The sequence below is a fragment of the Amycolatopsis echigonensis genome (genome assembly GCF_014174495.1).
GTDB classification, from domain to species: domain Bacteria; phylum Actinomycetota; class Actinomycetes; order Mycobacteriales; family Pseudonocardiaceae; genus Amycolatopsis; species Amycolatopsis echigonensis.
Genome location: NZ_JACJHR010000027.1, coordinates 84,192 through 110,302 on the forward strand (window position 1 = coordinate 84,192; position 26,111 = coordinate 110,302).

30 protein-coding genes and 1 tRNA gene are annotated in these 26,111 nt (G+C 69.3%); 20 read left to right on the top strand and 11 right to left on the bottom strand.

The features are described 5' to 3' along the window. The first annotated feature begins 4 nt into the window (after positions 1 to 4). A complete protein-coding gene (locus H5411_RS20240) occupies positions 5 to 1,621 on the top strand; it encodes a trypsin-like peptidase domain-containing protein (protein ID WP_101437522.1) in 1,617 nt (538 codons plus the stop codon). 293 nt (positions 1,622 to 1,914) lie between these two features. Here the strand turns inward: H5411_RS20240 and H5411_RS20245 are convergent, their stop codons facing one another. Genes H5411_RS20245 through H5411_RS20265 form a run of 5 tightly spaced genes read right to left on the bottom strand, consistent with a single transcriptional unit; the run spans position 1,915 to position 5,516 of the window. Beyond that, positions 1,915 to 2,367 (bottom strand): hypothetical protein, encoded by a 453-nt coding sequence (locus H5411_RS20245; RefSeq protein WP_183124654.1) that lies wholly within the window; start codon positions 2,365 to 2,367, stop codon positions 1,915 to 1,917. Next, the gene (locus tag H5411_RS20250) at positions 2,364 to 3,581 is read right to left on the bottom strand and encodes a molybdopterin-dependent oxidoreductase (protein ID WP_246369084.1); all 1,218 of its coding nucleotides are present in this window, start codon (positions 3,579 to 3,581) and stop codon (positions 2,364 to 2,366) included. Before H5411_RS20250 ends, H5411_RS20245 begins: the two co-directional genes overlap by 4 nt. Then, positions 3,578 to 4,207: a methyltransferase domain-containing protein gene (locus H5411_RS20255; RefSeq protein ID WP_183124655.1), complete on the bottom strand. Its 630-nt coding sequence runs from the start codon at positions 4,205 to 4,207 to the stop codon at positions 3,578 to 3,580. Before H5411_RS20255 ends, H5411_RS20250 begins: the two co-directional genes overlap by 4 nt. Then, entirely contained in the window at positions 4,204 to 4,875 is a 672-nt protein-coding gene (locus H5411_RS20260) for a TIGR04282 family arsenosugar biosynthesis glycosyltransferase (protein WP_183124656.1), read from the bottom strand. Before H5411_RS20260 ends, H5411_RS20255 begins: the two co-directional genes overlap by 4 nt. Then, positions 4,872 to 5,516, bottom strand: coding sequence for a glycosyltransferase family 2 protein (locus H5411_RS20265; protein WP_101441030.1), 645 nt, complete (start codon positions 5,514 to 5,516; stop codon positions 4,872 to 4,874). The genes H5411_RS20260 and H5411_RS20265 overlap by 4 nt, the downstream gene beginning before the upstream one ends. Positions 5,517 to 5,675: 159 nt before the next feature. Between H5411_RS20265 and H5411_RS20270 the strand changes: the two genes are divergently transcribed. From H5411_RS20270 to H5411_RS20280, 3 genes are read left to right on the top strand one after another with little or no spacing between them, the layout of a single operon-like run. Beyond that, the gene (locus H5411_RS20270; protein ID WP_183124657.1) at positions 5,676 to 7,079 is read left to right on the top strand and encodes a hypothetical protein; all 1,404 of its coding nucleotides are present in this window, start codon (positions 5,676 to 5,678) and stop codon (positions 7,077 to 7,079) included. An 8-nt stretch (positions 7,080 to 7,087) separates the two neighbouring features. After that, on the top strand, positions 7,088 to 7,789 hold the full coding sequence (locus tag H5411_RS20275; RefSeq protein ID WP_101437527.1) for a response regulator transcription factor: 702 nt from the start codon (positions 7,088 to 7,090) through the stop codon (positions 7,787 to 7,789). Continuing rightward, a complete protein-coding gene (locus tag H5411_RS20280; RefSeq protein ID WP_101437528.1) occupies positions 7,786 to 8,835 on the top strand; it encodes a sensor histidine kinase in 1,050 nt (349 codons plus the stop codon). Before H5411_RS20275 ends, H5411_RS20280 begins: the two co-directional genes overlap by 4 nt. 18 nt (positions 8,836 to 8,853) lie before the next feature. Here H5411_RS20280 and H5411_RS20285 read toward each other — a convergent pair whose 3' ends face one another. Together H5411_RS20285 and H5411_RS20290 are read right to left on the bottom strand one after the other, a co-directional pair. Further along, a complete protein-coding gene (locus H5411_RS20285) occupies positions 8,854 to 9,702 on the bottom strand; it encodes an MBL fold metallo-hydrolase (protein WP_246369085.1) in 849 nt (282 codons plus the stop codon). A gap of 56 nt (positions 9,703 to 9,758) precedes the next feature. After that, on the bottom strand, positions 9,759 to 10,817 hold the full coding sequence (locus H5411_RS20290; RefSeq protein WP_183124659.1) for an NAD-dependent epimerase/dehydratase family protein: 1,059 nt from the start codon (positions 10,815 to 10,817) through the stop codon (positions 9,759 to 9,761). Positions 10,818 to 10,940: 123 nt separating this feature from the next. Between H5411_RS20290 and H5411_RS20295 the strand changes: the two genes are divergently transcribed. Together H5411_RS20295 and H5411_RS20300 are read left to right on the top strand one after the other, a co-directional pair. Then, complete coding sequence (locus H5411_RS20295) at positions 10,941 to 11,441, top strand: MogA/MoaB family molybdenum cofactor biosynthesis protein (protein WP_037369357.1); 501 nt, start codon at positions 10,941 to 10,943, stop codon at positions 11,439 to 11,441. 65 nt (positions 11,442 to 11,506) lie between these two features. Continuing rightward, positions 11,507 to 11,680: a hypothetical protein gene (locus tag H5411_RS20300; RefSeq protein ID WP_167441989.1), complete on the top strand. Its 174-nt coding sequence runs from the start codon at positions 11,507 to 11,509 to the stop codon at positions 11,678 to 11,680. 6 nt (positions 11,681 to 11,686) lie between these two features. Here the strand turns inward: H5411_RS20300 and mscL are convergent, their stop codons facing one another. From mscL to H5411_RS20320, 4 genes are all read right to left on the bottom strand, one after another. Next, a complete protein-coding gene (gene mscL, locus H5411_RS20305; protein ID WP_101437531.1) occupies positions 11,687 to 12,112 on the bottom strand; it encodes a large-conductance mechanosensitive channel protein MscL in 426 nt (141 codons plus the stop codon). A gap of 74 nt (positions 12,113 to 12,186) precedes the next feature. Further along, entirely contained in the window at positions 12,187 to 12,846 is a 660-nt protein-coding gene (locus H5411_RS20310; RefSeq protein ID WP_312878471.1) for an SAF domain-containing protein, read from the bottom strand. A gap of 129 nt (positions 12,847 to 12,975) precedes the next feature. Then, positions 12,976 to 13,305, bottom strand: coding sequence for an FmdB family zinc ribbon protein (locus H5411_RS20315; RefSeq protein ID WP_183124660.1), 330 nt, complete (start codon positions 13,303 to 13,305; stop codon positions 12,976 to 12,978). 737 nt (positions 13,306 to 14,042) lie between these two features. Then, positions 14,043 to 14,642 carry a 5-formyltetrahydrofolate cyclo-ligase gene (locus tag H5411_RS20320; RefSeq protein WP_183124661.1) on the bottom strand — a complete coding sequence of 200 codons (600 nt, stop codon included), beginning with the start codon at positions 14,640 to 14,642 and terminating at the stop codon, positions 14,043 to 14,045. 24 nt (positions 14,643 to 14,666) lie between these two features. On the opposite strand from H5411_RS20320, the gene H5411_RS20325 reads away from it, so the two are divergent. The 14 genes from H5411_RS20325 to H5411_RS20390 all read left to right on the top strand — a co-directional run. Then, positions 14,667 to 15,572 (top strand): UTP--glucose-1-phosphate uridylyltransferase, encoded by a 906-nt coding sequence (locus H5411_RS20325; protein WP_101437534.1) that lies wholly within the window; start codon positions 14,667 to 14,669, stop codon positions 15,570 to 15,572. A gap of 98 nt (positions 15,573 to 15,670) precedes the next feature. Further along, on the top strand, positions 15,671 to 16,930 hold the full coding sequence (gene glp / locus H5411_RS20330) for a molybdotransferase-like divisome protein Glp (protein WP_101441032.1): 1,260 nt from the start codon (positions 15,671 to 15,673) through the stop codon (positions 16,928 to 16,930). A 3-nt stretch (positions 16,931 to 16,933) separates the two neighbouring features. Beyond that, complete coding sequence (locus H5411_RS20335) at positions 16,934 to 17,593, top strand: GNAT family N-acetyltransferase (protein ID WP_101437535.1); 660 nt, start codon at positions 16,934 to 16,936, stop codon at positions 17,591 to 17,593. 161 nt (positions 17,594 to 17,754) lie between these two features. Further along, complete coding sequence (sepX, locus tag H5411_RS20340; protein WP_183124662.1) at positions 17,755 to 18,570, top strand: divisome protein SepX/GlpR; 816 nt, start codon at positions 17,755 to 17,757, stop codon at positions 18,568 to 18,570. 73 nt (positions 18,571 to 18,643) lie between these two features. Beyond that, positions 18,644 to 18,716 (top strand) — tRNA-Ala (locus H5411_RS20345). A 396-nt stretch (positions 18,717 to 19,112) separates the two neighbouring features. After that, on the top strand, positions 19,113 to 19,547 hold the full coding sequence (locus tag H5411_RS20350) for a PE domain-containing protein (protein WP_183124663.1): 435 nt from the start codon (positions 19,113 to 19,115) through the stop codon (positions 19,545 to 19,547). Beyond that, positions 19,547 to 20,158, top strand: a complete 612-nt coding sequence (locus H5411_RS20355; protein WP_101437563.1) for a DUF3558 domain-containing protein — start codon at positions 19,547 to 19,549, stop codon at positions 20,156 to 20,158. Before H5411_RS20350 ends, H5411_RS20355 begins: the two co-directional genes overlap by 1 nt. Before the next feature lie 2 nt (positions 20,159 to 20,160). Next, positions 20,161 to 21,456: a hypothetical protein gene (locus tag H5411_RS20360; protein WP_101437564.1), complete on the top strand. Its 1,296-nt coding sequence runs from the start codon at positions 20,161 to 20,163 to the stop codon at positions 21,454 to 21,456. Positions 21,457 to 21,489: 33 nt separating this feature from the next. After that, the gene (locus H5411_RS20365; RefSeq protein WP_246369097.1) at positions 21,490 to 22,269 is read left to right on the top strand and encodes an ESX secretion-associated protein EspG; all 780 of its coding nucleotides are present in this window, start codon (positions 21,490 to 21,492) and stop codon (positions 22,267 to 22,269) included. Positions 22,270 to 22,535: 266 nt separating this feature from the next. Further along, positions 22,536 to 22,931, top strand: a complete 396-nt coding sequence (locus tag H5411_RS20370) for a hypothetical protein (RefSeq protein WP_183124665.1) — start codon at positions 22,536 to 22,538, stop codon at positions 22,929 to 22,931. Beyond that, on the top strand, positions 22,931 to 23,359 hold the full coding sequence (locus tag H5411_RS20375) for a hypothetical protein (protein ID WP_183124666.1): 429 nt from the start codon (positions 22,931 to 22,933) through the stop codon (positions 23,357 to 23,359). Before H5411_RS20370 ends, H5411_RS20375 begins: the two co-directional genes overlap by 1 nt. Positions 23,360 to 23,362: 3 nt before the next feature. Beyond that, complete coding sequence (locus H5411_RS20380; RefSeq protein ID WP_183124667.1) at positions 23,363 to 24,712, top strand: alpha/beta hydrolase; 1,350 nt, start codon at positions 23,363 to 23,365, stop codon at positions 24,710 to 24,712. A gap of 19 nt (positions 24,713 to 24,731) precedes the next feature. Next, on the top strand, positions 24,732 to 25,331 hold the full coding sequence (locus H5411_RS20385) for an LppA family lipoprotein (protein WP_183124668.1): 600 nt from the start codon (positions 24,732 to 24,734) through the stop codon (positions 25,329 to 25,331). A gap of 281 nt (positions 25,332 to 25,612) precedes the next feature. Then, positions 25,613 to 26,111 (top strand): hypothetical protein (locus H5411_RS20390; protein WP_183124669.1); only part of this gene is annotated, 499 nt, incomplete at its 3' end.

The window sequence follows — 26,111 nt, forward strand, 5'->3', positions numbered from 1 at the left end:
GGACATGACCGAGAACGACCCCCACGTGCCCGACTCCGCGGCGGGTCGCCAGGACCCGGGTGCCCAGCCGGGCACCGAAGGCCAGGCGGCCTGGCAGCAGACCCCGGCTCAGCCGGACCAACCCTCTTCCGCCGGCTCGGCCGGCGGCGACGCGGGACAGTCGGCTTCCAGCGCGACTGGTTCGACTGCCGCGTACGGATCGGCCGCTGAGGGCTCGGCAGGGACGTCGGGCCCTGGTGCGACAAGCGGAGACGCTTCCGGCGCGTACGGAGCGCCTGCGGGGCAGTACGGTGCCGCTCCTGTGTACGGGACTGCTCAGTCTGGCGGTGCTCCGACTGGAGGCACGCCGAATCCGTGGTCGGCCCAAGGCGCGGCCGCGCCGCAGCACGGACCCGGCACCCAGCAGCAGCCGACGGCGGGTCAGCCGTACGGCAGCCAATACCCCGGCGGACCGCACACTCCGCCCGCCGGAGCCCAGGCCAATCCTTACGGCGCACCGGGAACCTCGGTTTACGGCGTCCCCGCGCAGCGCGAGAAGAAGGGTTCGGCGGGCAAGCTCCTCGCGGGCGTCGCCGCGATCTCGCTCGTGATCGGCGGCGTGGCGGGCGGGACCGTCGGGTACCTCACCGGCGGGTCCGGTTCGTCGGTGAGCGCGCTCGACGCGCCGAAACCCGCGCAGCAGACGGGCAACGTGCCCGCCGGCTCGGTCGAGTCGGTGGCGCAGAAGCTGTCGCCGAGCGTGGTCGAGCTGCAGGTGTCCGGCCGGACCGCGGCGGGCGAGGGCTCCGGTTTCGTGATCAGCAGCGACGGCTACATCCTCACCAACAACCACGTCGTCCAGGTCGCCGCGAACGGCGGCCAGATCCAGGCCGTGTTCCAGGACGGCAAGAAAGCCGCGGCGCAGGTCGTCGGCCGGGACCCGACCACGGACATCGCCGTGGTGAAGGTGTCCGGCGTCGGCAACCTCACGCCGGTCGAGCTGGGCCGGTCCGACGACCTGCGGGTCGGGCAGCAGGTCGTGGCCATCGGCTCGCCGTACGAGCTGACCGGCACGGTCACCTCGGGCATCGTCAGCTCACTGCACCGCCCGGTGCAGGCAGGCGGTGACGAGACCGACCAGACCACGGTGATGGACGCGATCCAGACCGACGCCGCGATCAACCCCGGCAACTCGGGCGGTCCGCTGGCGAACATGAGCGGCCAGGTCATCGGCATCAACTCGGCCATCTACAGCCCGAATTCGAGCCGCGGCCAGGGCAGCGGGTCCGAGGGCGGCAACGTCGGCATCGGCTTCGCCATCCCGATCGACCAGGCACGCCGCACCGCGCAGGACATCATCAAGACCGGGCACGCGACCCAGACGTTCATCGGCGCGAAGGTCACCGACGCGCCCCAGGGCGGCGCCCAGCTCGGTGATATCACGCCGGGCAGCCCGGCGGAGAAAGCGGGCCTGAAGTCCGGCGACGTGGTGACCAAGATCGACAACCGCGTCATCGACAGCGCCAACACCCTCGTCGCCGCGATCCGCACGCGCGCCCCGAACGACCAGGCGACCTTCACGCTCGCCGACGGGCGCACGGTGCAGGTCACCCTCGGCGGACAGCCGGTACCGGCCAACTAGATCGCTCGGCCGCCGTGGCGCGGCCGAGACCAGCCATGGCTCGACCCCCTGTCCGCGCTTGGGGCCGAACCTTTGCAGGCCACGCGCGACCGGAGCATCCGAGCCGGTCGCGCGTGGCCGTTTTTAACGGCCCGCGCCCGAAAACCGGCTTGCGCACGAAAACACGAAGAGGCTCTCCGTGCCGCCTCCGACTCGGCACGGAGAGCCTCTCCGCGTGCGGTGAGGTGCCCACGCGCACGCTGTCCCAAACGCCGAATCCGCGGGAAAATTCCGGTAGCGGAAGAAAACCCAGGTCAACTACGTGCGAGCGACCGAATTTTCCGTGCCGCACTACGCCGGAACTGGACAATCCGGACGACCGACACGACCAGGACCGCACTCCACACCACCGCGAGCGTCGCCATCAGCCCCAGCCACGCGTTCCCGTCATGCAGACCAGGCTTCGGCGGCACGCCATGAGTGCGCCACAACAGCGGGAACGCCACGAAACCCAACACCGCGGTCAGTACCGCGCTGATCTGCACTGGCCCCCGCCAAGGCCGCGGCAGGACCCGAGCGAGCAACAGGCCGATCGCCCCGGCGACCGGAGCGAACACCGCGTCGTTGACGATCGGACCGCCGCCGATCCACAGCAACGTCGTGAAGCTGTCCGGCCATGCCGGTGCCGCATAGTCGAGGAACAGCACGATCCCGTACGCCAACGCCGCCAATCCGGGCAGCGCCAGCACAATCCGCGCGGTCTTCACAGCACCTCCAGCTTGGCGACCCACTTCGTCTGCAGCACGCCCGGCCGGCTGGGCGCGATCACGCGGCACGGATAGCCGTGGTCGAGATTCAGCACCTCGTCGTTCAATTCCAGTGCCAGCAACGTGAGCGGGTCGGCCGTGTGCTCGCCGGGCAGCACACTGACGCCGTACAGGCCGGTTTTCTCCAGCGACGACACGCGCACGTTCACCCCGGGCTCGCTGCCCGCAGCGCGCAACAGGTCCGGGAACGAGATGCCGCGCCACGTCGCCGTCTGGCTCCACCCTTCGACGCACGCGATCGGCAAGTCCACAGTGGTCTGCGGCAACGTCCGCAACTCGGCCAGCGTGAACTGCCGTGTCCCTGCCGGCGTCGCCACCGAGAGTCGCCATCCGGCGTCCTGAGCGGCCCGCGTTACCTGTGCTGCCACGGCCGTGCGGTTCACCGGCAGCTTCTGCGTGCCCTTGTCCGATCGCCACGACAACCCGGAGACGCTCCGCAGCGCAGGAACGGTCGCTCCTGCGGTGGCCAGCACGGCGACCCCCGTCGCGATCCCCGTGGTGGCCAGGAATCCTCGGCGCGACAATCCAGGGCCAGGCGGCTGGGCAGGCGCACGTTCGCGCGTGAGCGACCGCCGGATCACCGGCAGTTTCACCGCGACATGCACGAGGATCGATCCGATCGCGACCCACGCCACCGCGTAGTGGACCTGCGGAAAGTAGAAATTCCACGGGTAATTCTGCGCGACGTTCAGCAATCCCGAACTCAGCTCGAAGAAGGCCGCCCCGGATAGGACGAGGATCGACAGCCTCTCCACCGCGTGCGGCACCGAGCGCACCAGCGGCCGTTCGAACAACTTCGGGTAGACACTCCACAGTTTGGCCAGCAGCAATGGAATCGCCGCGATCCCGGACAGCACGTGCGCGCCCTGCGTCACCCGGTACAGCCACACCGGCCGGCTGGGCCAGAAGAACCACTCCGGCGGATGCTGGATCAAGTGGCTCAACAGTCCGGTGACGAAGCAGATCAGGAACGCGAGCCCGAGCAGGCTGCCGACCCGAGCCGTCACGCGCTCGCCGTGCGCGCCGCCCTTGAACTGCTCCGCCTTCGGGACCCGGCGATCGACAGCGCGGGCCTGCTCGCCGATCTTGGCTTGCGCTGCGGCGACCCGAGCGTCGAGCCCGCGCCATGCGGCCGCCAGCCGTCCGCGCTTCATGCTCGTGCCAGCTTCGCGAACCAGCGGTGCCCGCGACTGGTCGTCCACACCACGCGAAAGCCAGTTCGCGCAGCGATCTCCGCAATGGCGTCGACTCCAACCCACGCCCAGGTGAACCACCGTCCGTCAGCGGGATCCGGCCGCAGACGGACGTGGTCTTGGCGCACCCCGTGGCCGGGTGCCTCGAGCTCCGCCAGCACGTCGCCGTCCGGCGTGAGCAACTCGTGCAGCCGCCGCAGCAGTGCATCGGGATCGCCGCCGATTCCGATGTTGCCGTCGGCCAGCAACACGTGATTCCACCGTCCCTCGCCGGGCAAGCGAGCGAAAACATTGCGCTGCAACGCACTTGCCCCGCGTCGCCGAGTCAGTCGTACCGCGACTGGCGAACTGTCCACGCCGAGAGCCACCACGCCTCGGCGCGTCAAAGCGGCAGTAAGCCGACCGGGCCCGCAGCCGACGTCGAGTGTCGGGCCCGTGCACGCGTCCAACAGCACGGCGTCGCCTGCGTCGCAACCGTCTGCCCAACGACCGACCGGAAGCTCGATCCGGTCCCCGTTCGCGAGCTCCAGCCAGCAGTGATGGCCAAGCAGTCCGCGGTCGAATTCCCGGCCAGTCGCGAGCTTCATGCCACCACTCCCACCGCGTCGACCGCGGTCGCGAACCTGCTGTCCGGCCGAATCGCGGCCACCCGCAGCGCGTCCTCCATGGTGTCCACATCGGACAAAATCGGCAGCTCGCCAACCCGGAGCCCTGTACCTGCCAGTGCCGCTCGGGTGCGGAATCCGGTGTCCGCACGTGACATCGGAACTCCAGCGAGCACTTGCGCCTGCCGCGGATTAGCGAGCCCAAGCCCCCACCAGCCACCGTCTTCCGCGCTGCCCAACACTGCATGGCTGGCTTTGGCGATGACCGGCTCGATCGCCGAAGTCAGCAGGGCGGGGGAGACCTGCGGCGTGTCCATTCCGATCTGCAGCACAGGCAAACCGGCGTGCACCGCGGCAGTGTCGGCGTGCGCGTTGGCCAGCCGGGTACCGAAATCCCAGCCTCGCTGCGCGATTACGGTCGCCTTCCGCAGCGCCCGACCGATTTCGCTCCCTCGCGCTGCCTCGGCGAGGTCGCCCGTCATCGCCACCACCGTGAGCGCGCCGTCAGTGGCGAACGCAGCGTCCAGCGTGTCCAGCAGCGCGGAAGCGGCGATCTCTGCTGCCTGTTCTGGTGTCGCCGGTGGGCACAACCGAGTCTTCGCGAACCCCGGCACCGGGGCTTTCGCAACCACAAGCAGGCAGAACGTCATCGGGTCAGCACCCGCCCGAAGTCCCGCACCGCCCGCAATGTGCCGCGCACCGAGCCGGACACCTTCGATTTCGTGCCCTGTGCCCGTTCCCGGTAAGTGACGTCGAACTCCTGGACTGCCCAGCCCGCGCGCTGAGCCTTCACGAGCAGCTCAAGCGGATAGCCGAACGCCCGGTCCGCAACGCCTAGAGCCAGCAGCTCCCGGCGACGCACCGCCCGAAGCGGCGCGATGTCCCGCACTGACAGTCCACGGGACCGCAAGAGCAGTGAGAGGACGGCATTTCCTGCTCTGGCATGCCATGGCCAAGCCGCCCGAGAGACCGGCACGCGTCGCCCGACCGCGAGGTCAGCACCATCCAGGACCGCGGCGACCAGACGCGGCAACTCGGCCAAATCGAGCGACCCGTCGGCGTCCGCGAAACAGACGAGGTCGGCGGTGGCGTTCTCCAGCCCGGTGTGGACTGCGGCTCCGTAACCGCGCCGCGGCTCGTCGACGACTTTCGCGCCGTGCGCGGCCGCGACACCAGGAGACCCGTCGTGCGACCCGTTGTCCACGACGATCGCGCGATACCCCGGCGGCAGACCGGCGAGCACGCCGGGCAGCGCGGCCGCCTCGTCGAGGCAGGGGAGGACGACGTCCACTCCGAATTCGTTCACGAGGCGTACGGTAAGTCTGGAAAGGACAGTGCAGAACCCTTGCTGTGCTTACCAAATCCTGACGCCCGCCAAGATCTTACCGACTTCTCACGGATCCGCGGGAAACCCGCCGGAACGCCGTCCGCGGGGTTATCGTGACCGGCGATGAGCGAGTCGACCAAGGCTGCCCGGCTCGTCGAGCCGCCGCCCCCGGTTCCCGTCCGTCCCCGGTTCCGTGCTGACCTCGTGACGGTCGGCGTCACTCTCGTGGTGATCGCCGCCGCGACGGCCGTAGGCGTGTACTACAACCGGCCAGGGTCGGGCGTGGTGATCTACGCGTTCGCGCCACCGTTGTTCGCGCATTGGCTGCCGCACGCCGGCCCCGGCTCAGTGTTCGCCGTGGTGATCGCCGCCGGTGTCGTCCTCTACGGCCCGACCCTGGCCGCCCGGCTGCGCTGGCGGCGCGCCCTGCTCGCGGGCTACCTGGCTTCCCTCGCCTGGATCTTCTCGCTCGCCATGGTCGACGGCTGGACGCGCGGCTTCGCCGGCCGGCTCGCCACTCCGCAGGAGTACCTGCACGAAGTCCCCGGCATCACGAACATCCCGCGGTTCCTCCGCGAATTCTCCTCGCGCATCCTCGATTTCCAGCCGAACTCGTGGACCACCCACGTGTCCGGCCATCCGCCCGGCGCGACCCTCGCCTTCGTCTGGCTCGACCGCCTCGGCCTCCACGGCGGTGCCTGGGCGTCGACCGCTGTGGTGCTGGTCGCCGCACTGGTCGCGGTCGCGGTACCAGCGACGATCGCCCTGCTCGGCCGTCCCGACGCCGCCCGCGCCGCGCTGCCCTTCGCGGTGCTCAGTCCAGGCGCGGTGTGGCTGGGCGTGTCCGCGGACGGGCTCTTCGCCGGTGTGACCGCCACCGGTATCGCGCTGCTCGCCCTCGCGTCGGTGGGCTTCCGAGAGCGCCGTGCTTACGCTTGGCCCACGGCATTGGCAGCCGGGATTCTGCTCGGGTTCGGCATCTTCCTCTCCTACGGCCTCGTCCTGCTCGGCTTGGTCGCGCTGGCCGTCGCCGTGCTCGGCAGGCAATGGCGTGCTGCGGCAGCCGCCGTCCTCGGTGCGTCGGCAGTGGTCGCCGCGTTCGCCCTCGCCGGTTTTTGGTGGTTAGACGGGTACCACCTCGTGGTCGAGCGCTACTACCAAGGCGTCGCGGTGGTGCGTCCGTATTCCTACTGGGTGTGGGCTGACCTGGCCGCGGTGGCGGTCGCGTGCGGACCAGCAGTGATCGCGGCCGCCCGCCGCGGGGTGGCTTCGGCGGTCTTCTTGCCTTCTCGCCGGACGCTCCTGCGCGATCCGGTGCTCCTGATCGTGGTCGCCGCCGTGCTCACGATTGTGTTCGCCGATTCGTCCGGCCTGTCGAAGGCTGAGGTAGAACGGATCTGGCTACCGTTCGGCGCGTGGCTGATCCCGGCCACGGCGCTGCTTCCGGCGGGCCACCGCCGCTGGTGGCTGGCCGGACAGGCGGTGGTCGCGCTCGCGGTCAACCACCTGCTGTTGACGAACTGGTGAGGTGAGGCATGGAAGACCAAGCGGGTCGCGTGCTCGTGGTCGACGACGACGAGACGGTGCGCGATGTCGTCCGCCGCTACCTCGAAACCGCGGGTTTCGCCGTCGACCTGGCTGGCGACGGCACGGCGGCGCTCGCCCAGTTCGCCGAGCGCGTGCCGGACCTGGTGGTGCTCGACGTGATGATGCCCGGTCTGAACGGCCTGGAGGTGTGCCGGAGGTTGCGGCAGACGAGCCAGGTGCCGATCGTCATGCTCACCGCGCTCGGCGAGGAGGAAAACCGCATCGCCGGACTGCAGCTGGGGGCGGACGATTACGTCACCAAACCGTTCAGCCCTAAGGAACTCACGCTGCGTGTGGCATCCGTGCTGCGCCGGGCTCGGATGCCGCGGCCCGAGCCGCCCACGGCTGAACTGACGGACGGCAACCTCCGGCTCCAGATGACCGCCCGCCAGGCCACGCTCGACGGCGCGGTGCTGCCGCTGACCACCCGCGAGTTCGACCTCCTCGCGTTCTTCCTCTCCCATCCCGGCGTCGCGTTCAGCCGGGCGGACCTGCTGGAGAAGGTGTGGGGCTGGGACTTCGGCGACCAGTCCACGGTGACTGTCCACGTGCGACGGTTGCGCGAGAAAATCGAACGTGACCCAGCCAAACCGGTCCGCGTCGCCACGGTGTGGGGCGTCGGCTACCGCTACGACCGGACGCAGCCATGATCGGCTCGGGCGAGTCGGCGTGGGACATGTTCGTCCACGTCCTGCACATCCTCCCGCTCGCCTTGCTGTTCGCCTTGCCGGTGGCGGCGCTGGGCGGCCTCGCGCTTTACCTGCTGCGGCACCGGTCGCTGGCCACCACGATGACCACGCTCGTGCTGACCCCGGTCGCCGCGATGCTGGTCGGGATCCTCGGCGTGAGCGGCTTCATGTTCACCGAGGCCCTGACCACCGAACTGCTCGTGTGCCTGCTCGTGGCACTAGTGGCGGTGCCCGCGGCGATGGTGCTGGGACGGGTCATCGCGCGGCGCAGTGTGTGGGAACGCGAGGCGCGGGAACGCGAACGCGCGGCGGAGAAATCGCGTCGCGAACTGGTCGCGTGGATCAGCCACGACCTTCGCAGTCCGCTCGCCGGGATCCAGGCGATGGCGGAGGCTCTGGCCGACGGCGTGGTTTCGGAACGCGCCGAGGTGGCCGACTACGCCCAGCGCATCAGCGGGGAAACGACCCGGCTGTCCGGCATGGTGGGCGACCTGTTCGAGCTGTCCCGGATCACAGCGGGAGCGCTCGAACTGAGCATGTCGGCGGTGCCGCTGCGCGACGTGGTGAGCGACGCGGTCGCCGCGCAGGCACCCGTGGCTGACCGCAAACGCGTGCGGGTGCTGGAAAACGCGTCGGCGTGGCCGGTGGTGTCCGGCAGCGATCCGGAGCTGGCGCGGATCGTGCGGAACCTCGTGTCGAATGCCATCCGGCACACTCCGCCGGACGGCACGGTCGCCGTGCAGATCGGCATCGACGGCGACCAAGCGCTGCTGGCCGTGGACGACGGCTGCGGCGGGATTCCGGACGACGAGATCAGCCGGGTCTTCGACGTCGCGTTCCGCGGCACGCAAGCCCGCACCCCCGACCGCAGCGGCACCACCAGCGGCGGCGGGCTGGGCCTGGCGATCGCGAAGGGCTTGGTGGAGGCACACCGGGGACGGATCGGCGTGCAGAACCACGGCCCGGGATGCCGCTTCGAGGTGCGGCTGCCGTTGGCGGCGTCCTGATCTGTCTAGTGTGGACGGTCAGGACGCGGCGACTGCCGAGACTGGTTCCACGGTGTGATCGGCCGCGATCCGGAAGAACGGCTCGTCCGGGAAATGCGCTGCCGCGACGATCGTGCCGGTGCCGACCACCTCGCCGAGCCAGCGGCGGCGGGTCAGCTCCGCCTGTCCGCGATCGACGTCGGACGCCGCGCCGATCGTCGGATCAGCCAACTGCTCCGGAATCTGGAAGACGTCGCCGAGCAGGACGGCGCGACGGTCCTGGTCCGCGACTTCCAGCACGTAATGTCCCGGGGTGTGCCCGGGCGCATGCCGGACGGTGACGCCGGGCGCGACCGTTTCGCCGTCACTCAGCGGATGCAGTTTGCCCTGAGCGCGAAGGGCTTCCAGCGCTACGCGGCCTCGGTCATGCCGCCCCGCCGGTTCGACGAACGCCGCCCAGTCAGGCGCGCCGTACCGCACTTCGGCATCCGGGAAGTACGGCTCACCGTTCGGCGCGACCCAGCCGAGGTGGTCGGCGTGCAGATGAGTCAGCACCACGGTGTCGATGTCTTCGCGGCCGACCCCAGCTTCGGCAAGCGCTGCGGGCAACCCTCCGGTGTGCTCGGGCTCGGCGGAGCTGACCACCGGGTGCAGCTGCTCTTTGGAGTGCTGCGGCAGATGCGGCTCACCGGACGGGCGCGGACCGAAACCGGCGTCGACCAGCACCGCGGAGCCGGCCGTTCGGATCAGGAACGCGCCGACGACCACCGGAACCGCGCTCGGTGCCGAGCGCTTGCCGTGGAGCCCCGGGAAGAACGACGACGGCAGCTGCAGCCGCCCGTCGCTCAGTGCGTGGATTTCGATGTCCCCCACCACGATGGAACGCATGCCCACCATCAAGATCCAGTACGGCGGATTCATTCCGGAACGTGATCTTCACCTCGTCAGGTGACAGGGGCGCGCAGTTCCGCGGTGCCGAACGCGGCGATGCCGTCCGAGAAGGACGTTTCCGCCTGGAAACCGAGCAGCTCCCGTGCTCGGGCCGGATCGGCGACCACGTGCCGGACATCGGCTGGCCGCGCACCGCCGACGATCCGCGGCTCCGGCCCGCCGCAGGCTCGGGCCAGTTCCCGGGCCAGGTCGCCGACGCTCTGCGGCTGTCCGGAACAGATGTTCAGCGGCGTGAGGTCAGCCTCCGGGCCTTCGCTCCGGAGTGCGAGGACGTTCGCTCGGGCCACGTCGTCCACGTGCACGAAATCGCGCTGCTGCCGCCCGTCCTCCAGCACGGTCGGCGCTTCGCCGCGCTCCAACGCGGAACGGAACAGCGACGCGACGCCCGCGTACGGCGTGTTTTGCGGCATCCTCGGGCCGTAGACGTTGTGGTAGCGCAACGCCCAGACCGTGCCGCCGGTCTGGCGCGCCCATGCGCCCGCGAGATGTTCTTGCGCCAGTTTTGTTGCCGCATAGGTGCTTCGAGGCAACAGTGGAGCGCTTTCCGGCACGAGTTGCCAACCCAACTCGGCACCGCAGTGCGGGCAAGCGGGTTCGAATCGTCCAGCGTCCACATCGGACTGCCGGCGGGGTGACGGCGGGACGACGCCGTGGTGCGCGCACGCGTAACGCCCCTCGCCGTAGACCACCATTGACGAGGCCAGCACGAGCTTGAGCACCTTCGCCGCGTGCATTGCGGCCAGCAGCACGGCGGTGCCGTAGTCGTTGTTCAGCGCGTACGAGGGCGCGTCGGACGGATCCACGCCATGGCCGACCACCGCGGCCTGGTGGCAGACCGCATCGACGCCGTCGAGCAGCTCTGTGACGATCTCGGTGTCGGTGACGTCACCGCGCAGGAAGCGGTGTCGCCGGGTGTATTCGGGTGGCGTGGTGGAGCCGTGCGCGGTGGACAGCAGGTTGTCCAGCACGACGACCTCGTCACCGTCGTCAGCCAGCTGATCGGCGATCCGGGATCCGATGAACCCGGCGCCGCCGGTGAGGAGCACTCGCACCTCGCCGACGTTAGGCCGGATCGCCCGGGATGCGCGCGGCCTGCGCGGACCACGTCACCGAATCGTCAGAAATCACCGGGCCCGTGGCGGCGGAGCGGGCCCGGAACCGGATACGGTGTCGGCATGGAACGGAGCGCACAGCGGCTGGGCCGGGCACTCGTGGTGATTGTGGACGACCGGGTCGCGCACGGGGAGCACGAGGACACCTCCGGGCCGCTCGTCACCGAGCTGCTCGAGGAAGCCGGGTTCATCGTCGACGGCGTCGTGGTGGTCGAGGCCGAGACCGCGGCGATCCGCAACGCGCTCAACACGGCGGTGATCGGCGGGGCGGACCTGGTGATCACGGTCGGCGGCACCGGAGTGTCGCCGCGCGACCGCACGCCGGACGCGACCGCCGGGGTGCTCGACCGCCCGATCCCGGGCATCGGCGAGGCCCTGCGCGCCTCGGGGCTGGCCGCGGGTGCGGTCGACGCCGGGATCTCCCGCGGCCTGGCCGGGGTGTCGGGCAGCACGCTCGTGGTCAACCTTGCCGGTTCGCGTGCGGCGGTGCGCGACGGCATGGCGACCCTCTCTTCGCTGGTCCCGCACGTGATCGACGAGCTCTCCGGCCTCGAAGAGGTCTGAGCCCGGCCGTTTTCGCGGCGGATGTCTCTCTGCACTTGTCAAACAGCAGGTGGGACGATGGACCCATGCCGCACGAGGAACGACGTCCCCGCGAGACCGAGGCCCAGCGCCGCCGCCGGGTCGACGAGGTCTTCGGCGACGTACTGCCGGAGACCACGTCCGATGAGCGGGGCCGGGGCCCGGAAACCACTCCGGATTCGTGGTATCTCGAGAACCGGCCCCCGCATCACGATCGGTGACCCCTCTCAGCTGCTGTGGCGCGAGGGGCCTTCGCCGTTGCCCTGCTGCGAGCGCAGCAGGTCGCGGATTTCGGTGAGCAGCTCGACGTCCGTCGGCTCGGCCGGGCCCTTCTCCTCGCCGCGCTTGCGCCGCTCCTGCAGGTGCTTGACCGGCAGGACGATCAAGAAGTAGACGATCGCGGCGACGATCACGAAGTTGATCGCCGCGTTGATCACACTGCCGAAGTCCATGAAGGTCGAGTCGTTGCTCCGCAGGACGTTGAAGCCGAGGCCCTTCCCCGCGTTCGAACCGCCGAGGGCGTTGATCAGCGGCTTGATCAAGCCGTTGGTGAAGGCGGTGACGATCGCGGTGAACGCGGCTCCCACCACGACGGCGACCGCGAGGTCGACGACGTTGCCGCGCATCAGGAAGTCCTTGAAACCTTTCAGCACTGCTGCTCCCAGAGGATTAAGGACGGGCATCTGGCCGTCCTAAGACAGCCGTCGCCCGTCGGGACAGGGTCGGGTTAGCGGAGAGTAACCGTTACCGGTCGTTCGAGCGAGGAAGCAGCGACCTGCGTGGCAACCTGCGTGGGCACCGCCAGCAGGACCAGCGGACCCTTCTGCGGTGGGCCCAGCGTGCGGTTGCCGGAGTCGTCGGAGCGCCGGACAGTGACCACGGTGGCCCCTCTGGCCAGCACAGATGCGGAATTTGTGGTATCCGCGCCCGCGACAACATCGACGCGCTGGCCCGGCTGAAGCAACTCAGCGACGGCCGCGTCCGCGAGCCGGACGGCGACAGTAACCGCGCCGGGTTCACCCGTTACGGGGAGGCTGTTGCCCAGGATCCGGACGTCGGTGATGGGCTCGCCGGCCCGGGCCGCCCCGGACAGAAGGCGGCCCACCACCGCGTCCGACGCCGAGAGCGCGCCGGATGGGCGGAGATCATCGGGCAGGGCCACGGTCCGCACGTCAGCAGCGCGCAACACAGAACCCGCGGGCAGGTCGCGTGCCGAGACCACTGTCGAGGTGGCGGGTGCGCCCCGCGCAGAGGGCGGAAGGAACAGGACGAGCAGGCCGGCCAGAAACAACGCCGCCGCGAGACACCGGCGGAGCATCCGGGCTCGCCGACCGCGCGGCAGACGGATGTCAGGCAGCGCGGAAAGGCGGCTGAGCAAGGTGTTCACGGTTGTCCCCTCGTCGGTTCCGGTGCGGCGGGATACCGCACGAATCCGACGTTAAGGACGTCGCGAACCGGCCGGAAGGGCCGATTCGCGAACCTGTGGACAACTGGCCCCTTGTGGATAACTCGGGGGTCAGGAGGACGCGGAAGCCGTTTTCGTCGTGCTCGTCGTGGACGATGCGTTCGAGGACGAAGAAGACGTCGACGAAGAGGAGGTGGTGGACGACGAGTCGGACTTGGCGCTCTCGGTCTTGGCCGGGGTCGCGGAGGCGCTCGACTTGCTCGAATCACGCGAATCCGTGCGGTAGAACCCGCTGCCCTTGAAGACCACGCCGACCGAACTGAAGACCTTGCGCAGGACACCGGAGCACTGCGGGCAGACGGTCAGGCTGGGGTCGGAGAAGGACTGCACCGCCTCGAAGCGGTGGTCACATTCCTTGCAGGCGTACTGGTACGTGGGCACTGAAGCTCCTTCATGCACTGGCACTCGACCTACAAGAGTGCTAACCCAATTGTGCTGGACAGCATTCCCTCAGCGCAATTACCCCTTGCTCACAGTGCGGCGGTGGCAAGGGCGGCGAACGGGTTAGCGCTGGTCAGGCCACTGTGGGTGCGGGCGGCTGGGTGGCTGGACTGCGGCTGGTCCGGTTGGTCGGTCGGTTGCTAGGCGGGTTGGCGGGCCTGGCGGTGCCTGTGGGCGGGCTCGGACGCGCAGGTTTTGGGCGGCCGTGGTTGCGGGTGCTCGCGTGGGTTGTGCGCAGATGCGTGGTTTGGGCGGTTCGCGGCTGCACGGTGGAGTGGGCGAGCTGGTGATGTGCCCTGATCCGTGCGCAACGGGCCTGTGAGCGCTGTGGCGTGAGCCGGCGGCTGGCGAGGTCGGGCGGCTGTGGGTGCCGGGCGCTGGGTGAGGCTGGCGGCGTGCTCGTCGCGGAGCGTCCGCAGCCGTGGCCTTCGGTTTGGGCCTTGGTCAGGCCGCCGGGGCCGTGGGTTCGGACGGCGGGCATCGACTGGGGCATCCGGCCGGAGGGCGCTCAGCAGGTTGGGCGTTCAGCCGGATGGCGCTCACCAGCCTGGCCGTCGGCCGGGCGGCATTCAGCAGCTTGGAGTTCGGCAGGGCGGCGGGCCATGACGGCGGTCATGGAGTCGGCGACGGGCGGCGCGCCGAACCCGGCGAGCCGATCGAGTGGTCTTGACCACTCCTCACCGAGCGGCAGCGGTGGTCGGCAGCTGGATGAGGCCGGAGGGCGTCAGGACGGCGGTCATGGGCACATCGTGGGGTTCGGCCGGGAGACGGTCGAGTACCTCCTGCGCGCGCACCACAGCCACGCGGGCGATGCCGGCCGCGGCGGTCAGGGTGCGGTCGTAGTAGCCGGCTCCGCGGCCGAGGCGGGTGCCGTGGCGGTCGACGGCCAGGGCTGGGATCAGCATCACCTGTGCCGAGGCCGCCGCGGTGGTGCCCAGGCGTGGGCCGGAGGGCTCGAGGACGCCGCGAAGGCGTCCGGGGATCAGGGCGTCCGGGCCGGTGTACTCGGCCCAGTCGAGCGGGCCGGGAGTGTCCGGGATGACTGGCAGCAGGACGCGAGCGCCCGTCGCGGCCACGGCGTTCACCAGGGAGATTTGGCCAGGCTCAGTGCCGAATGGGAGGTACGCGCACACTGTTTCCGCCTGGATCGACGACGCGGCGGTCGCCAGGGCGGCTGCCTCGCGGGCGTGGGCTTCGGGGGGCAGTTCGGCGCGGGCGCGAAGGATTCGTGTCCGCCACTCCGCCTTGCTCGGGGTCTCATTGCCCGGCTCGTGCATGAGACCAGGTTAGGCTTTGCGCCCATGACGGGCGCCTCAACCACCCAGACCTTCAGAACCGCCATCGTGCCTGCCGCAGGCCTCGGCACGCGATTCCTGCCGACGACGAAAGCGGTGCCCAAAGAGCTGCTGCCGGTGGTCGACACGCCGGGGATCGAGATCGTCGCGAGCGAGGCGGCGAGTGCGGGCGCGAAGCGGCTGGTGATCGTCACCTCGCCGGACAAGGAAGCCGTCGTCCGGTATTTCGAGGCGAAGCCGGACCTGGAGAAGACGCTCGAGGACAAGGGCAAGACCGATCTGCTGGCGAAGGTCCGCCGCGGGCCGGAGCTGCTGGACGTCGAGATCGCGATCCAGGAACAGGCGCTCGGGCTCGGGCACGCCGTCGCGCAGGCCGAGCCGAACCTCACCGACGAGGACACCGCTGTCGCCGTCCTTCTGCCTGACGACCTCGTGTTGCCCGCCGGGGTCCTCGACCGGATGTCGGCCGTCCGCGCCCAGCACGGCGGAAGCGTGCTCTGTGCCTTCGACATCCCGAAGGAGCAGATCTCCCCGTACGGCGTCTTCGATGTCACCGACACCGACGACCCCGACGTCAAACAGGTCCACGGCATGGTCGAGAAGCCCAAGCCGGAGGACGCGCCGTCGACCTACGCCGCGGCCGGGCGGTACCTGCTCGACCGGGCGATTTTCGACGCGCTCCGCCGGATCGAGCCAGGCGCTGGCGGCGAGCTGCAGCTCACCGACGCCGTCGCGCTGCTGATCCAGGAGGGGCACCCCGTACACATCGTCGTCCACCGCGGCGGGCGGCACGACCTGGGCAACCCGGGCGGATTCCTGCGCGCCGCTGTCGATTTCGCGCTCGAGGACCCGGACTACGGGCCGTCGCTGCGCACCTGGCTGACCGAACGGATCGGAAACGATCGCCCATGACGGACTCCCTCGGTTCCACCCCAGTCACCCCGGCCGAAGACGCCACCGCGACCGAACCGGCGGTTCAGGCCGTCGCCGAGGCGGAATCAACGGACATCATGGTTCCGACGGAGGAATCCGCCCAGTCCGGAGATTTCCGCTCGGTCGACCAGCAGATCGCGCTGACCCTCGACGCCGCCGTGCGCCCGCGGCCGGTTCGCGTCGCGATCTCCGAAGCGCAGGGCCTGCTCTGCGCGGAGGAAGTGGTCGCCGAGCACGCGCTGCCCGGGTTCGACCAGGCGGCGGTGGACGGATACGCGGTCCGGAGCGTCGATGTGCAGACCGCCGGACAGGAACCGGTCCAGCTGCCGGTCGTCGGGGAAATCCCGGCCGGCTCGCGGCAGCCGCGACGGCTGCAGCCGGGCCAGGCTGTGCGGGTCGACACCGGCGCACCGCTGCCCACGCTTGCGGACGCCGTGGTCCCGACCGCTTACACCGACGGCCACCAGGCCAAGGTCACCATCAACCGGTCCGTGCCGTCCGCCGGCTACGTGCGCCGGGCCGGCGAGGACGTGCAGATCGGCGACGTCGCGGTGCGCAAGGGCGACACCATCGGCTCCGCGCAGGTCGGGCTGCTGGCCGCGGTCGGCCGCGCGAAGGTGCTGGTCTACCCCCGGCCGCGGGTGTCGATCGTGTCAGTCGGCGACGAGCTGGTGGACATCGACCGCACCCCGTCGGTCGGCCAGGTCTACGACGTCAACTCGTACGCGCTGGCCGCGGCCGCGCGCGACGCCGGCGCCGAGGTGAGCCGGGTCGGGATCGTGCCGGGCGACCCGAAGCGGCTGCGCGAGGTCGTCGAAGGACGGCTGCTGATGTCCGAGATCGTGGTCGTCGCTGGCGGGGCCGGCGGGTCCTCCGGTGACGAGGTGCACGCCGCGCTGTCTGATCTCGGGCACATCGACCTGACCCGGGTCGCGATGCATCCCGGATCGGTGCAGGGCTTCGGCCGGCTCGGTCCGGACTCGGTGCCGACGTTCCTCATCCCGGGCAACCCGATGAGCGCGCTCGTGGTGTTCGAGGTGCTGGTGCGGCCGCTGATCCGCACCGCGCGCGGAACCCGCAATCCGCACCGCCGGGTGGTCGGGGCGCGGCTGCTGTCGTCGATCACCTCGACGAAGGGGCGCCGCGGCTACCTGCGCGGCCAGCTGCTGCGCGACGAGGCGAACGGCGAGTACCTGGTGCAGCCGCTCGGCACGTCGGGCGCGCACTTGCTGGCGTCGCTGGCCGAGGCCAACTGCCTCATCATCGTCGAAGAGGATCTCACCGAGGTAGCCGCGGGCGACCAGGTCAAGGTCACCTTCCTCGCGCAGCGCGCCTGATCCGTGGCCGCACTCGCCGACTCGGTCGAAAACCGGCACCCCGGCTGGCCCGCCACGCTCGGCCCGCTGCGGATCCCGGCAGGCGTGCTCGCCGTGCGTCCGGTGCGGTTGCGCGACGCCGGCGAGTGGAGCCGCGTGCGGCTGCGCGACCGCGAGCACCTCGAGGAGTGGGAGCCGACCGGGATCGGGACGTGGGCCGACCGCAACGCGTTCTGGTCGTGGCCGTCGCAGTGGGCGGCGCTGCGCGGGCTGGCGCGGCGGGGCCAGTGCCTGCCGTTCACGATCACGGTGGACGGAAAGTTCGCGGGCCAGATCACTGTCGGTAATGTGATCCGTGCCGCACTCCGGTCGGCCTGGATCGGGTACTGGGTGTCGTCCGAGATCGTCCGGGGAGGTGTGGCCACCGCTGCCGTCGCGCTCGTGACAGATCACGCTTTCGATGCCGCCGGGCTGCACCGGCTGGAAGCGACCGTGCGCCCGGAGAACAACGCCAGCATCCGCGTGCTCACCAAGGCTGGATATCGGCAGGAAGGGCTGTTCGAGCGGTACCTCGATGTCGCCGGAGCGTGGCGGGACCACCTGTGTTTCGCCGTGACGAAAGAGGAGACCGGCGACGGCCTGGTGTCCCGCCTGGTGGCGTCCGGACGCGCCGACCTGGTCTGACCGTGACTACGCGTTCTGCTTCGATCACGCGTTACCACATCCTGTGAGATTCACCTAATACGGTGATGCATTTTCGTGATCGAACCCGGCGAGTCTGCGCCTCCTGTGTGACTGTTGTGGCTAGCGTGACTACAGCAGAGGATCGGGGGAGGTGACGGGAGATGCCCAGCTCGGTGATCATCGTCGCGCTCGCCGCGGCATGGCTCGTCGTTCTCGTGCCCATGGTGGCTCGCAAACGCCAGCAAGTCGCGCGGACGCCAACCTCCGCGCTGGCCGCCCGGGTAGTGCGAAGGGGCAGTGCTCGCAACGAGGGACAGGAGGACGACGCCGTGTCCGACCATGCGAATCCTTCGGTGGAGGATGACCTCGCCGAACTCGAAGCGGAGCTCGACGCTGACCTGGACGAGCCCGAACCCGAACCGGAGCCGCTCCCGCAGCCCTCGCGCGCGGAACGCGCCGCCGAACCGCGCCGCGCACGCCGCAGCTACCGGCCCGGCCGGGGCGGCTTCGACCCGGAGGCAGCGGAGATCGCGGCCCGGGCCAAGTACGCGTTCCGTCAGCGGGTGGTCGTGATCCTGCTGATCGCCGCCGTCGTCACGGCCGCGATCGCCGGATTCGCGTTGTCTCTCGCGTGGTGGGTGCACGCCGCGGTCGACCTCGCCCTCGTCGGCTACCTCGTGTACCTCCGCCGTCAGGTCCGCATCGAGGAAGAGATCCGGCAGCGCCGGATGGCCCGCTACGCGGCGACGGCCCCTGCTGCTCCTTCGCATGAGACGTACGACTCCTTCGAGGAGGAAGAGGAGGACGTCGAGGTCGTCGCACCCGAGGTGCCGCGCGACATCGTGGAGCGCAAACCGTCCCCGATGTCCCGCATCCGCAGGCAGGCAGTCGTCGTCGACCTGGACGACGAGGACCCCGCGTTCGAGGAACTCGCCGAGCCCAGCACGAGCCCGTACCGCCGGGCAGTCGGAGAGTGACCCCCCGCTGTTCGGTGCCTGGAGGGCGCTGCTAAGCTTTCCAAGCACTGATCGACAGGGGCTCACGCTCCTAGGGGCTGTAGCGCAGTTGGTAGCGCGTCTCGTTCGCATCGAGAAGGTCAGGGGTTCGATTCCCCTCAGCTCCACATCAGATTCGTTCACATAGTCCCCGTTCGGCGAACGCCGAACGGGGATTGGTGCTTTTGAGGGCTGGTTCATCGGTCCACGTAGCTGGGTGATTGGTCTGCCGGTCGGGGATCGGCGTGGAGGCGAGTTCGGTGGCGTCCTCGGCTGATTCTCGGGCAGGGGTGATCGCGGGCTTCGATGCTGTGATGCCGGGCGTGCGAAGGGGCGTGCTGATCCGGCTAGCTGCCTGGAGGCCCGGCGACAATGACCGGCCCGGCTTCGGAGACGCCCCTTCGACTCACGAACGGGCCGCACGGTGACCTGCGCCGTTCGCGAGACACACCGTTGCGGGTTGGCTACCATCGGTTCGGCTTAGCGAAGCTGTAGGCACGGCTAGCCGCAAGGGGAGGATGCAGATGGCTGGGCAGGCGACACCGCCAGGCGATACCGGTGCGATCGGAATGCTCACCGGGGCAAGCTTTTTCGTCGCCGACGGCCCGGCCGGCGGCGGAGGCGCGTCCGGGGGCGGCGGTGCACCCGGCTTCTACCTGAGCAAAGACGCCATGGCCGCCGAACTCGCGAACCTCCAGAACCTGCAAAAGCGCATCGACAAGCAAATCGACGCGGCAAGGCCGATGTGGTCAATCGTGCCGCCCGGCCAGGACCCGGCCTCGCTGCGGAACACCGACGCCAGCAACAACTCCGGGAACCACTACCGCGGCCACCTTCAGCGGCAGAGCGCCTACCTCGACTCGATCATTCAGAAAATGAAAGACGCTCTCGGCATCCACGAGGCGCACGACGAGCAGGCAGGCAAAGACATCAAGCAGGCAGGCCAGGAACCGATCTGATGACCACCCGCATTCGTCGAGCCGTACTCGGACTCGCTGCTTCCGCACTGGCCTTGAGCGCATGCTCCAGCACGCCGGGCACTGCGCAGACCCCGCCGACCGCCGGTCCTTCGCCGACCACATCAACAGCAGGGTCCGGAGCGCCGAAGGTCGCGAACCCCCTTCCCGCTGGGACGCTTGATCGCGACCCGTGCAGCACCCTCACCGCCGCCCAGGTCAACGCCTTGCTGGGAGCCTCAGCGACGGGCGAACCCCAAGACACCGGGGTCGCCAAGATGTGCCACTGGGCGAACCTCGACCGCGGCTCCGGCATCAGTGTGCAGCTCGTCTACGCGTGGAAAGACGGCCTCGGGCACGTCTACGCCAAGAAAAACGAGGGGTTCTTCAAAGAGCTCGAACCCGTCCAGGGATACCCGACCGTCGCGTACGGGCCGAGCGACGACAGTTCCACAGGCCGCTGCGGTGTCGCCATAGGTATCTCGGACACGATGGCGTTCGAAGCGGACGCGACCATCTCGCGGTCGAACGTCGGAAAACCGGGATCCGACCCGTGCGAGGCCGCGCGCCGTATCGGCGACGCCGTCGTCACTACGTTGAAGGCCGGTGCGTGACGATGAGTTTCATCGCGGACAGGTTCAACGCGTTCCTGAAGCAGATGCAGGACGAGGGGAAGATCATCCTGCCGGGCGAGCTGGTGCGACGGGTGAAAGCCGGACCCGGCCCGGACAGTCTCGGGCAGGCGCAGCACGCCGCATGGCAGCAATCACAGGAGCAGCAGGGCATCGAGTCCGACACCTTGACGACGGTCGGTCGGCTGGAAAGCGCCTGGTCGGGACCGAGCGGCGACGCGGCGAGAGGATCGCTGAAACCGCTCGCGGACGTCGCGACCTCGGCGTCGATGGCCTTGCACGACAGCCAGAACACCCTCGCCGACCAAGGGCACGCGTTCACCTCGACCCGGGATTCGCTGCACGACGTGTCCGACGACCCGCCGTCGAAGTCCGCCTGGGACACGGCGACCCCGTGGGACACCGACAACGAGAAGAACATCAACGCGCGCAACGCCGCCGTCCAGCAGAACAACGCCACCTATCAAAGCTTCACCGACACCAGCGACGGCCACGCGCAGAAGATGCCCGTCGACTACGGGCAGGTACCCGATTCCTCGGACGGCACCTACGGGCTCGTTCCGCAGCAGGGACCGGTCGAGCATCCGCCTGAGCCACGCAAGAAGGAAAGCTTCACCCCGTACCCGCCCAGCCATTCCTACGGCCCGCCTGACCAGGGCGGCCCGGGGACCGCGCCCCCGCCCGGATCGTTCTCACCGCAGCCGGGGCACAGCGGGGTCTCCGGCAGCCAACAGCAGCCTCCGCCCTCCGTGCCGGCGGCCGCGCACGGCGACGACAGCACCCGCACATCCGGCTACGTCCCGCCCGGATCCACCGGCACAGGCAACACACCCCTCCAGTTCGGGCCCACCGGCTCCGGCTATGTGCCCGCCACCGGGCCCGGCGGCTCCAGCAGCTACCAGCCCCCCGGATACCTCGGCAGCATGCCCGGGGCGTTCGGACCCGTCGGCGGCACCGGAACACCCGGGTCCGGCGGCAGCGGAGCGGGCGGCTCTGGTTCTGCCATGCGCGGCGGCCCGGGAGGCGCGGCCAGCGCGGGTGGGTCGTCCGGCGCTGGCCGGTTCGGTGAACCGGAACCCGGGATGCGCGGCGGAGCAGCTGGCACCGGTGCGCCCGGCGCCAAGGGCGCGAACGGGATGCCGATGGCCGGCGGCGCGGGCAAGGGCGGGAAAGGCGAGGAGGACCAGGAAAAGAAATCCGCGTCCTACCTCCAGGAAGCCGACCCGAACGCGTTGTTCGGCTACGACGGCAAAGCGACTCCGCCCGTCATCGGCAAGTAAGCAGCATCAGCTGTATCGAGGGGAAACAACGTGATGCTGCTCGACGAACCCGTGACGCTGCCGCGCCTGGCGGTCGCGAAAGCCTGGGAATGGGAACGAATCGGCCCGGCGCACCCGGTCATCGGTGTCGTCGACCTCTGGGTCGAAGATGACGCCGCCGCGCGCCTGGACGACCTCACCCGGCAGGTACTGGCCGAGCCGGGGTTCTACAACCTGCGCACCAACCGGGTCACCGGAGAATTCCGCGACCTGCTGCTGGCGGTCGCGAACTCCGACGCAGAATGCTACGGCTGGTCGGCCGACCGGCACGGCCGCGACCGCGCCCTGCTCGCCGTCCTGACCGGCCGCGGCCGCGACGCCGTGCTGGCCACCGTCGCGGACGAGCAGCTCACCCTCAAGGCGATCGGCGCGGACCAACTCGTCCGCGCCGTCGTGAACGAGCTGCCCGATTTCCCGGCCGCGAACATCAACGAGATCACCGTCCCGCAAGCCGAGTACGACCGGGCCCGCAGCAGCGACTCGTACACATTGGACACCAGGAGCGACTACACCGTCACCACGCCCGCCGACCAGCTCCGGACGATCATGGGGTCGCGGCGGGAAGCCAGCCATCAGCTGTTCGTCGCCGCCCGCACCGGAGGCCGCCGGGTCGCGAGCATGCCGCTCACCGCCGTGGACAGCCTCGACCACGGCCGGACCCTCACCTACCTCCGCGACACCCCCCACGGTGACGTCGACATCGTCTGTGGCGCCGGCCACCCCGGGTACATCGCCGGGACCCTCGACAACACGCTCCGCCTGCTTCGCGGCTGACACGCTCATGCCACGCGAAAACTGACCAATCCGCGAGCGACGAACTGCATCGCCGCGCGCGCGCGCGACTCGACCCGGCCCTGGCCAGCACGCTGTGACACTCGATCAGCTATGCAACACGCACGAGCCAGGGACAAGCCTGCCTAGCTGGCAACCAAGGAGCGCGATCGGAGGGGCACGACCCAATCAGGCGTGGTTTCGCGCCCCTTGAGCCGTTCAAACGGCACTACGCATTCATCGAGTCGATGGTCGAGCCGTTCTCCAGAATGCCCGACCCCGCAGGCTACGATCCACTGATCGCCGATCTGGACGCGGCCATGGCCGAACCGAACACCGGGCCTGGGGAGGACTTGATGGGGTTCGCGACGGTGCCGGACGCGCTCCGCTCCGCAGGCCGGGCCGGGCAGACGGCGATCGGCGAGATCCGCGCTGCGGACTGCGGAACACCCGTCAACGGCGCCACCACTGCTCTGCCCGGAGCGAAAGCCGCGGGCGCGGCGGGAGAGTTCGCGAGTTCGTGGGCGGCGACGTTGACCACTTGGTGCAACGATGCCGGCGAACACGCCGCGGCGCTCGGCAAGGCCGCGGACACCTACATCGCGGGCGACGACCACGCCCGCGACGCCTTGCCGGGCGAGCACAAAATGCACGGACCTCGCTGATGGTGACGGTCAGCGAGGTCAAGCGGTGGAACGCCGCGGCTCTCAACGAGATCGCCACGACCATGCAGCAGCGCGAACAAGTGCTGATCAACTCCGGCGACGATTTCGGCAAGATCATGCCGGTCGACGGCTGGACAGGCGGAGCTGCCGACGACGCCGGGTCCGCTCATCGGCTTCTCCACTTCCGGATCGACAAGATGGCCGCCGGAGCCAGCGTGGTCCACAAAGCCTTGATGCAAGCCTCCGACGCGATTCCGGCGGTGCAGAACGCTATCCACGCTGCGGAAAACCTCGCCGAGAAGTACGGGTTCAAGGTCGGCGACGGCGGTCAGCTCACCGATGCCTGGGCGGGAAAGGCTCTGCCTCAGGACATGCATCCCGAAGACAGGGCACGAGCGCAACAGCAGATCATCGACGACGTGGCGTAGGCATTGCGGACGGCCGACGACATCGACAACGATCTCACGTCGGTGCTGCGCCGCGCGGCGCAAGGCGAGTTCGGCACCGGCGATGAGGCCACCGTCGCCGCGGCAGCCGCAGCAGCGGAGTCCGGCAACCCCGGCCTCACTCTGCCCGAACCTCCGCCGAACGCGTCCCCGTCGCAGAACGCCGCCTGGTGGGCGAGCCTTTCTTCTGCCGGGCAATCGATTCTGTTGCGCGACCACCCCGACTGGCTGGGAAACCGCGACGGCCTCCCGGGAGCAGTCCGGTCCCAGGCCAATGTCGCGCGCTTGCCCGCCGAACGGGCCGCGCTGGAACGGCTGCACACCGCCGCGCAAGCCGTTGTCGACCAGACGAAGTCCGTCTACGACCCCAGCGGCAATCTCGTGGCCAACGCTCTGCGCAATCTCGATCAGATCGACCGGAAGCTGCGCTCGCTGGACGCGATCGACGCTGCCGTGGCTCACGGCGGACGGCAGCTGCTGACCCTCGACACATCTGGGGAGCGAGTGAAAGCCGCCGTCGGCGTGGGCAACATCGATACCGCCGAACACGTCGCGGTATTCACCCCGGGCTTCACCTCGACGGTGGACCGCAGCCTCCACGGCTACGACCAGGACATGAACAACCTGCAGCAGCACAGCCAGAACCTCGCTTCCCGATACGGCGACCACGGCCAGGTCGCCACGGTGACGTGGATCGGCTACGAGACCCCGCAGACCGCTGACGTGCTCAACCCCGACAAGTCGGTGGCCTCCGACGGACTGGCGAAGATCGGCGCGCAAAAGCTGGACGGCTTCCTCAACGGAGTCGGGGCCGCGCACAACGCATCCGGGCAGCCGCTCCACCTCACCGCCCTCGGGCATTCGTACGGAAGCCTGACCACCGGCATCGCCTTGCAGCACGACACGCCCGTCAAAGACGCAGTGGTGTTCGGGTCGCCCGGGCTTGACATCAGCAACCGCAACGACCTCAAGGTGCCGGAAGGGCACATGTTCTCCGAATGGTCGGACCAGGACCCGGTTCCCCGCCTGGACATCGCCCACAACTTCGGCACCTCCCCCTACCAAGGCATCTCAGGCGGAGTACTCAACGACATTCAACAACTGTCCACAGGAGACGCCACCGGCGCGGACGGACCCCATCACATCACCCACGAACACGGCCAATATCTCGACGAGAACTCCACCAGCCAGTACAACATGGCCAGTGTCGTCGCGGGACGTCCCGACCTCGCCGTCCGGCACGTGCAACCGTGGGAGATGCCGGTCCCGCCGCCAGTGCCGGGCGACCCGATTCCCGCACCGCCCGGCAGGGACCCCCAGCCGCCCCCGCGATGACAAGGAACCGCGACATCCCATGACACGCAAACACGGCCCGACAGCCACCGGACTGGCACTGGCCTTGCTGGTGCTGGCCGGGTGCACCGGACCGGACACGCCACCGGAGAACACGACCGTGGACCAGACGACCCAACAGTTCAACCAGCTCCTCCAGCGCCCCGACATCGACCAGGCCACCACGCGCTACGAACAGATGTACCGCCGTGTCCGCGACGTCATCGCCACGGCAGCCCCGGGCCTGAAGCCGTGGCAGATCACGAATCAGGCGGGCGGGTCGTCATGCGGCAACGATTTCGCCGCCGTCAACGCCGACTTGGGCACAGACGACGCAGTGGTCAAGGGCCTGCCCAACTGGACGGCCGAAGGCAACATCCCCGACGACAAGTGGCCGCACACAGTAGACGCAGTCCGCTCGATCGCCGCCGAGTACGGCTTCGACACCAGTCAAGTCACGGTCGATCGGCCCGGCGATCACGAAGTCGTCTTCCACGACAAATACCAGGCCGAACTCAACGTCGGCACCGCGGCGAACACCACCGTCCTGCTGCGCACTGGCTGCCATCTCACCGCCGCAGCCAAGAAACGCGGCGCACCGGCGCCGAGGCCGACGTACTAGCGGCTGAACACACAAGAGCTGTTCCCGGCGCGCCGTGCCGGGCCAGCTCGTTCTTCGGGCCGGCGGGCTTCATGCCGGGCCGCTGGCGCCCACGGGATGCCTTGCATGCGCGCCGACTGACGGGCCGGGTTCCTCGCCGGGATGCCTGCGCCTCCCACTCGGCTTCGAGGTGCTTCGGGCTGCGGTTGATCTGCGCCGCACTGCTGCGTGTCGGTGCTTCACTAACAACGGGAGGAGTCGCAGCCGCAAGGCGGGCGAGGGGGTATTAAGTGTGGCATCAAGTGACCGACTGGTTGCGCAACCCGTGGGCAGCAGTGGTGATCAGCGCAGTGTTCGGACTGTTGGCGCCGTTGCTGTCCAGGCCGCTGCAACGCGCGATGAAACCTGACCGCCGTAACGGCGAGACGATCTCGAACTACCAGCAGACCATCATCGGTAACGGGAATACGCAGATCATCAAAACGACCGCACCAGATTGCGGCCAAGGGAACGATTCCCCGGAACCCGATCGACCCCGCCGAACGCCGAAACCACTGCCCACCGAAGAGCAACTGCGGAACACCCACATCGCGATCGGGGTCGTTCTGATCGCGGCGACACTCGCCTACGTCAAGTACTCCACGATCCCCGCCACCATGATCACCGGGCTGGCCGGCGGCCTGGTGTTGGCCACGGTGTTCGTGACGGTCGTCCTCGCGCGCCGTCGCATCGAGCGACCTCCCATGTGGGGCGCGACTGTGCTCGTGTCCGGACTCCTTGCGGCGGCGTCCTTGACGGGGT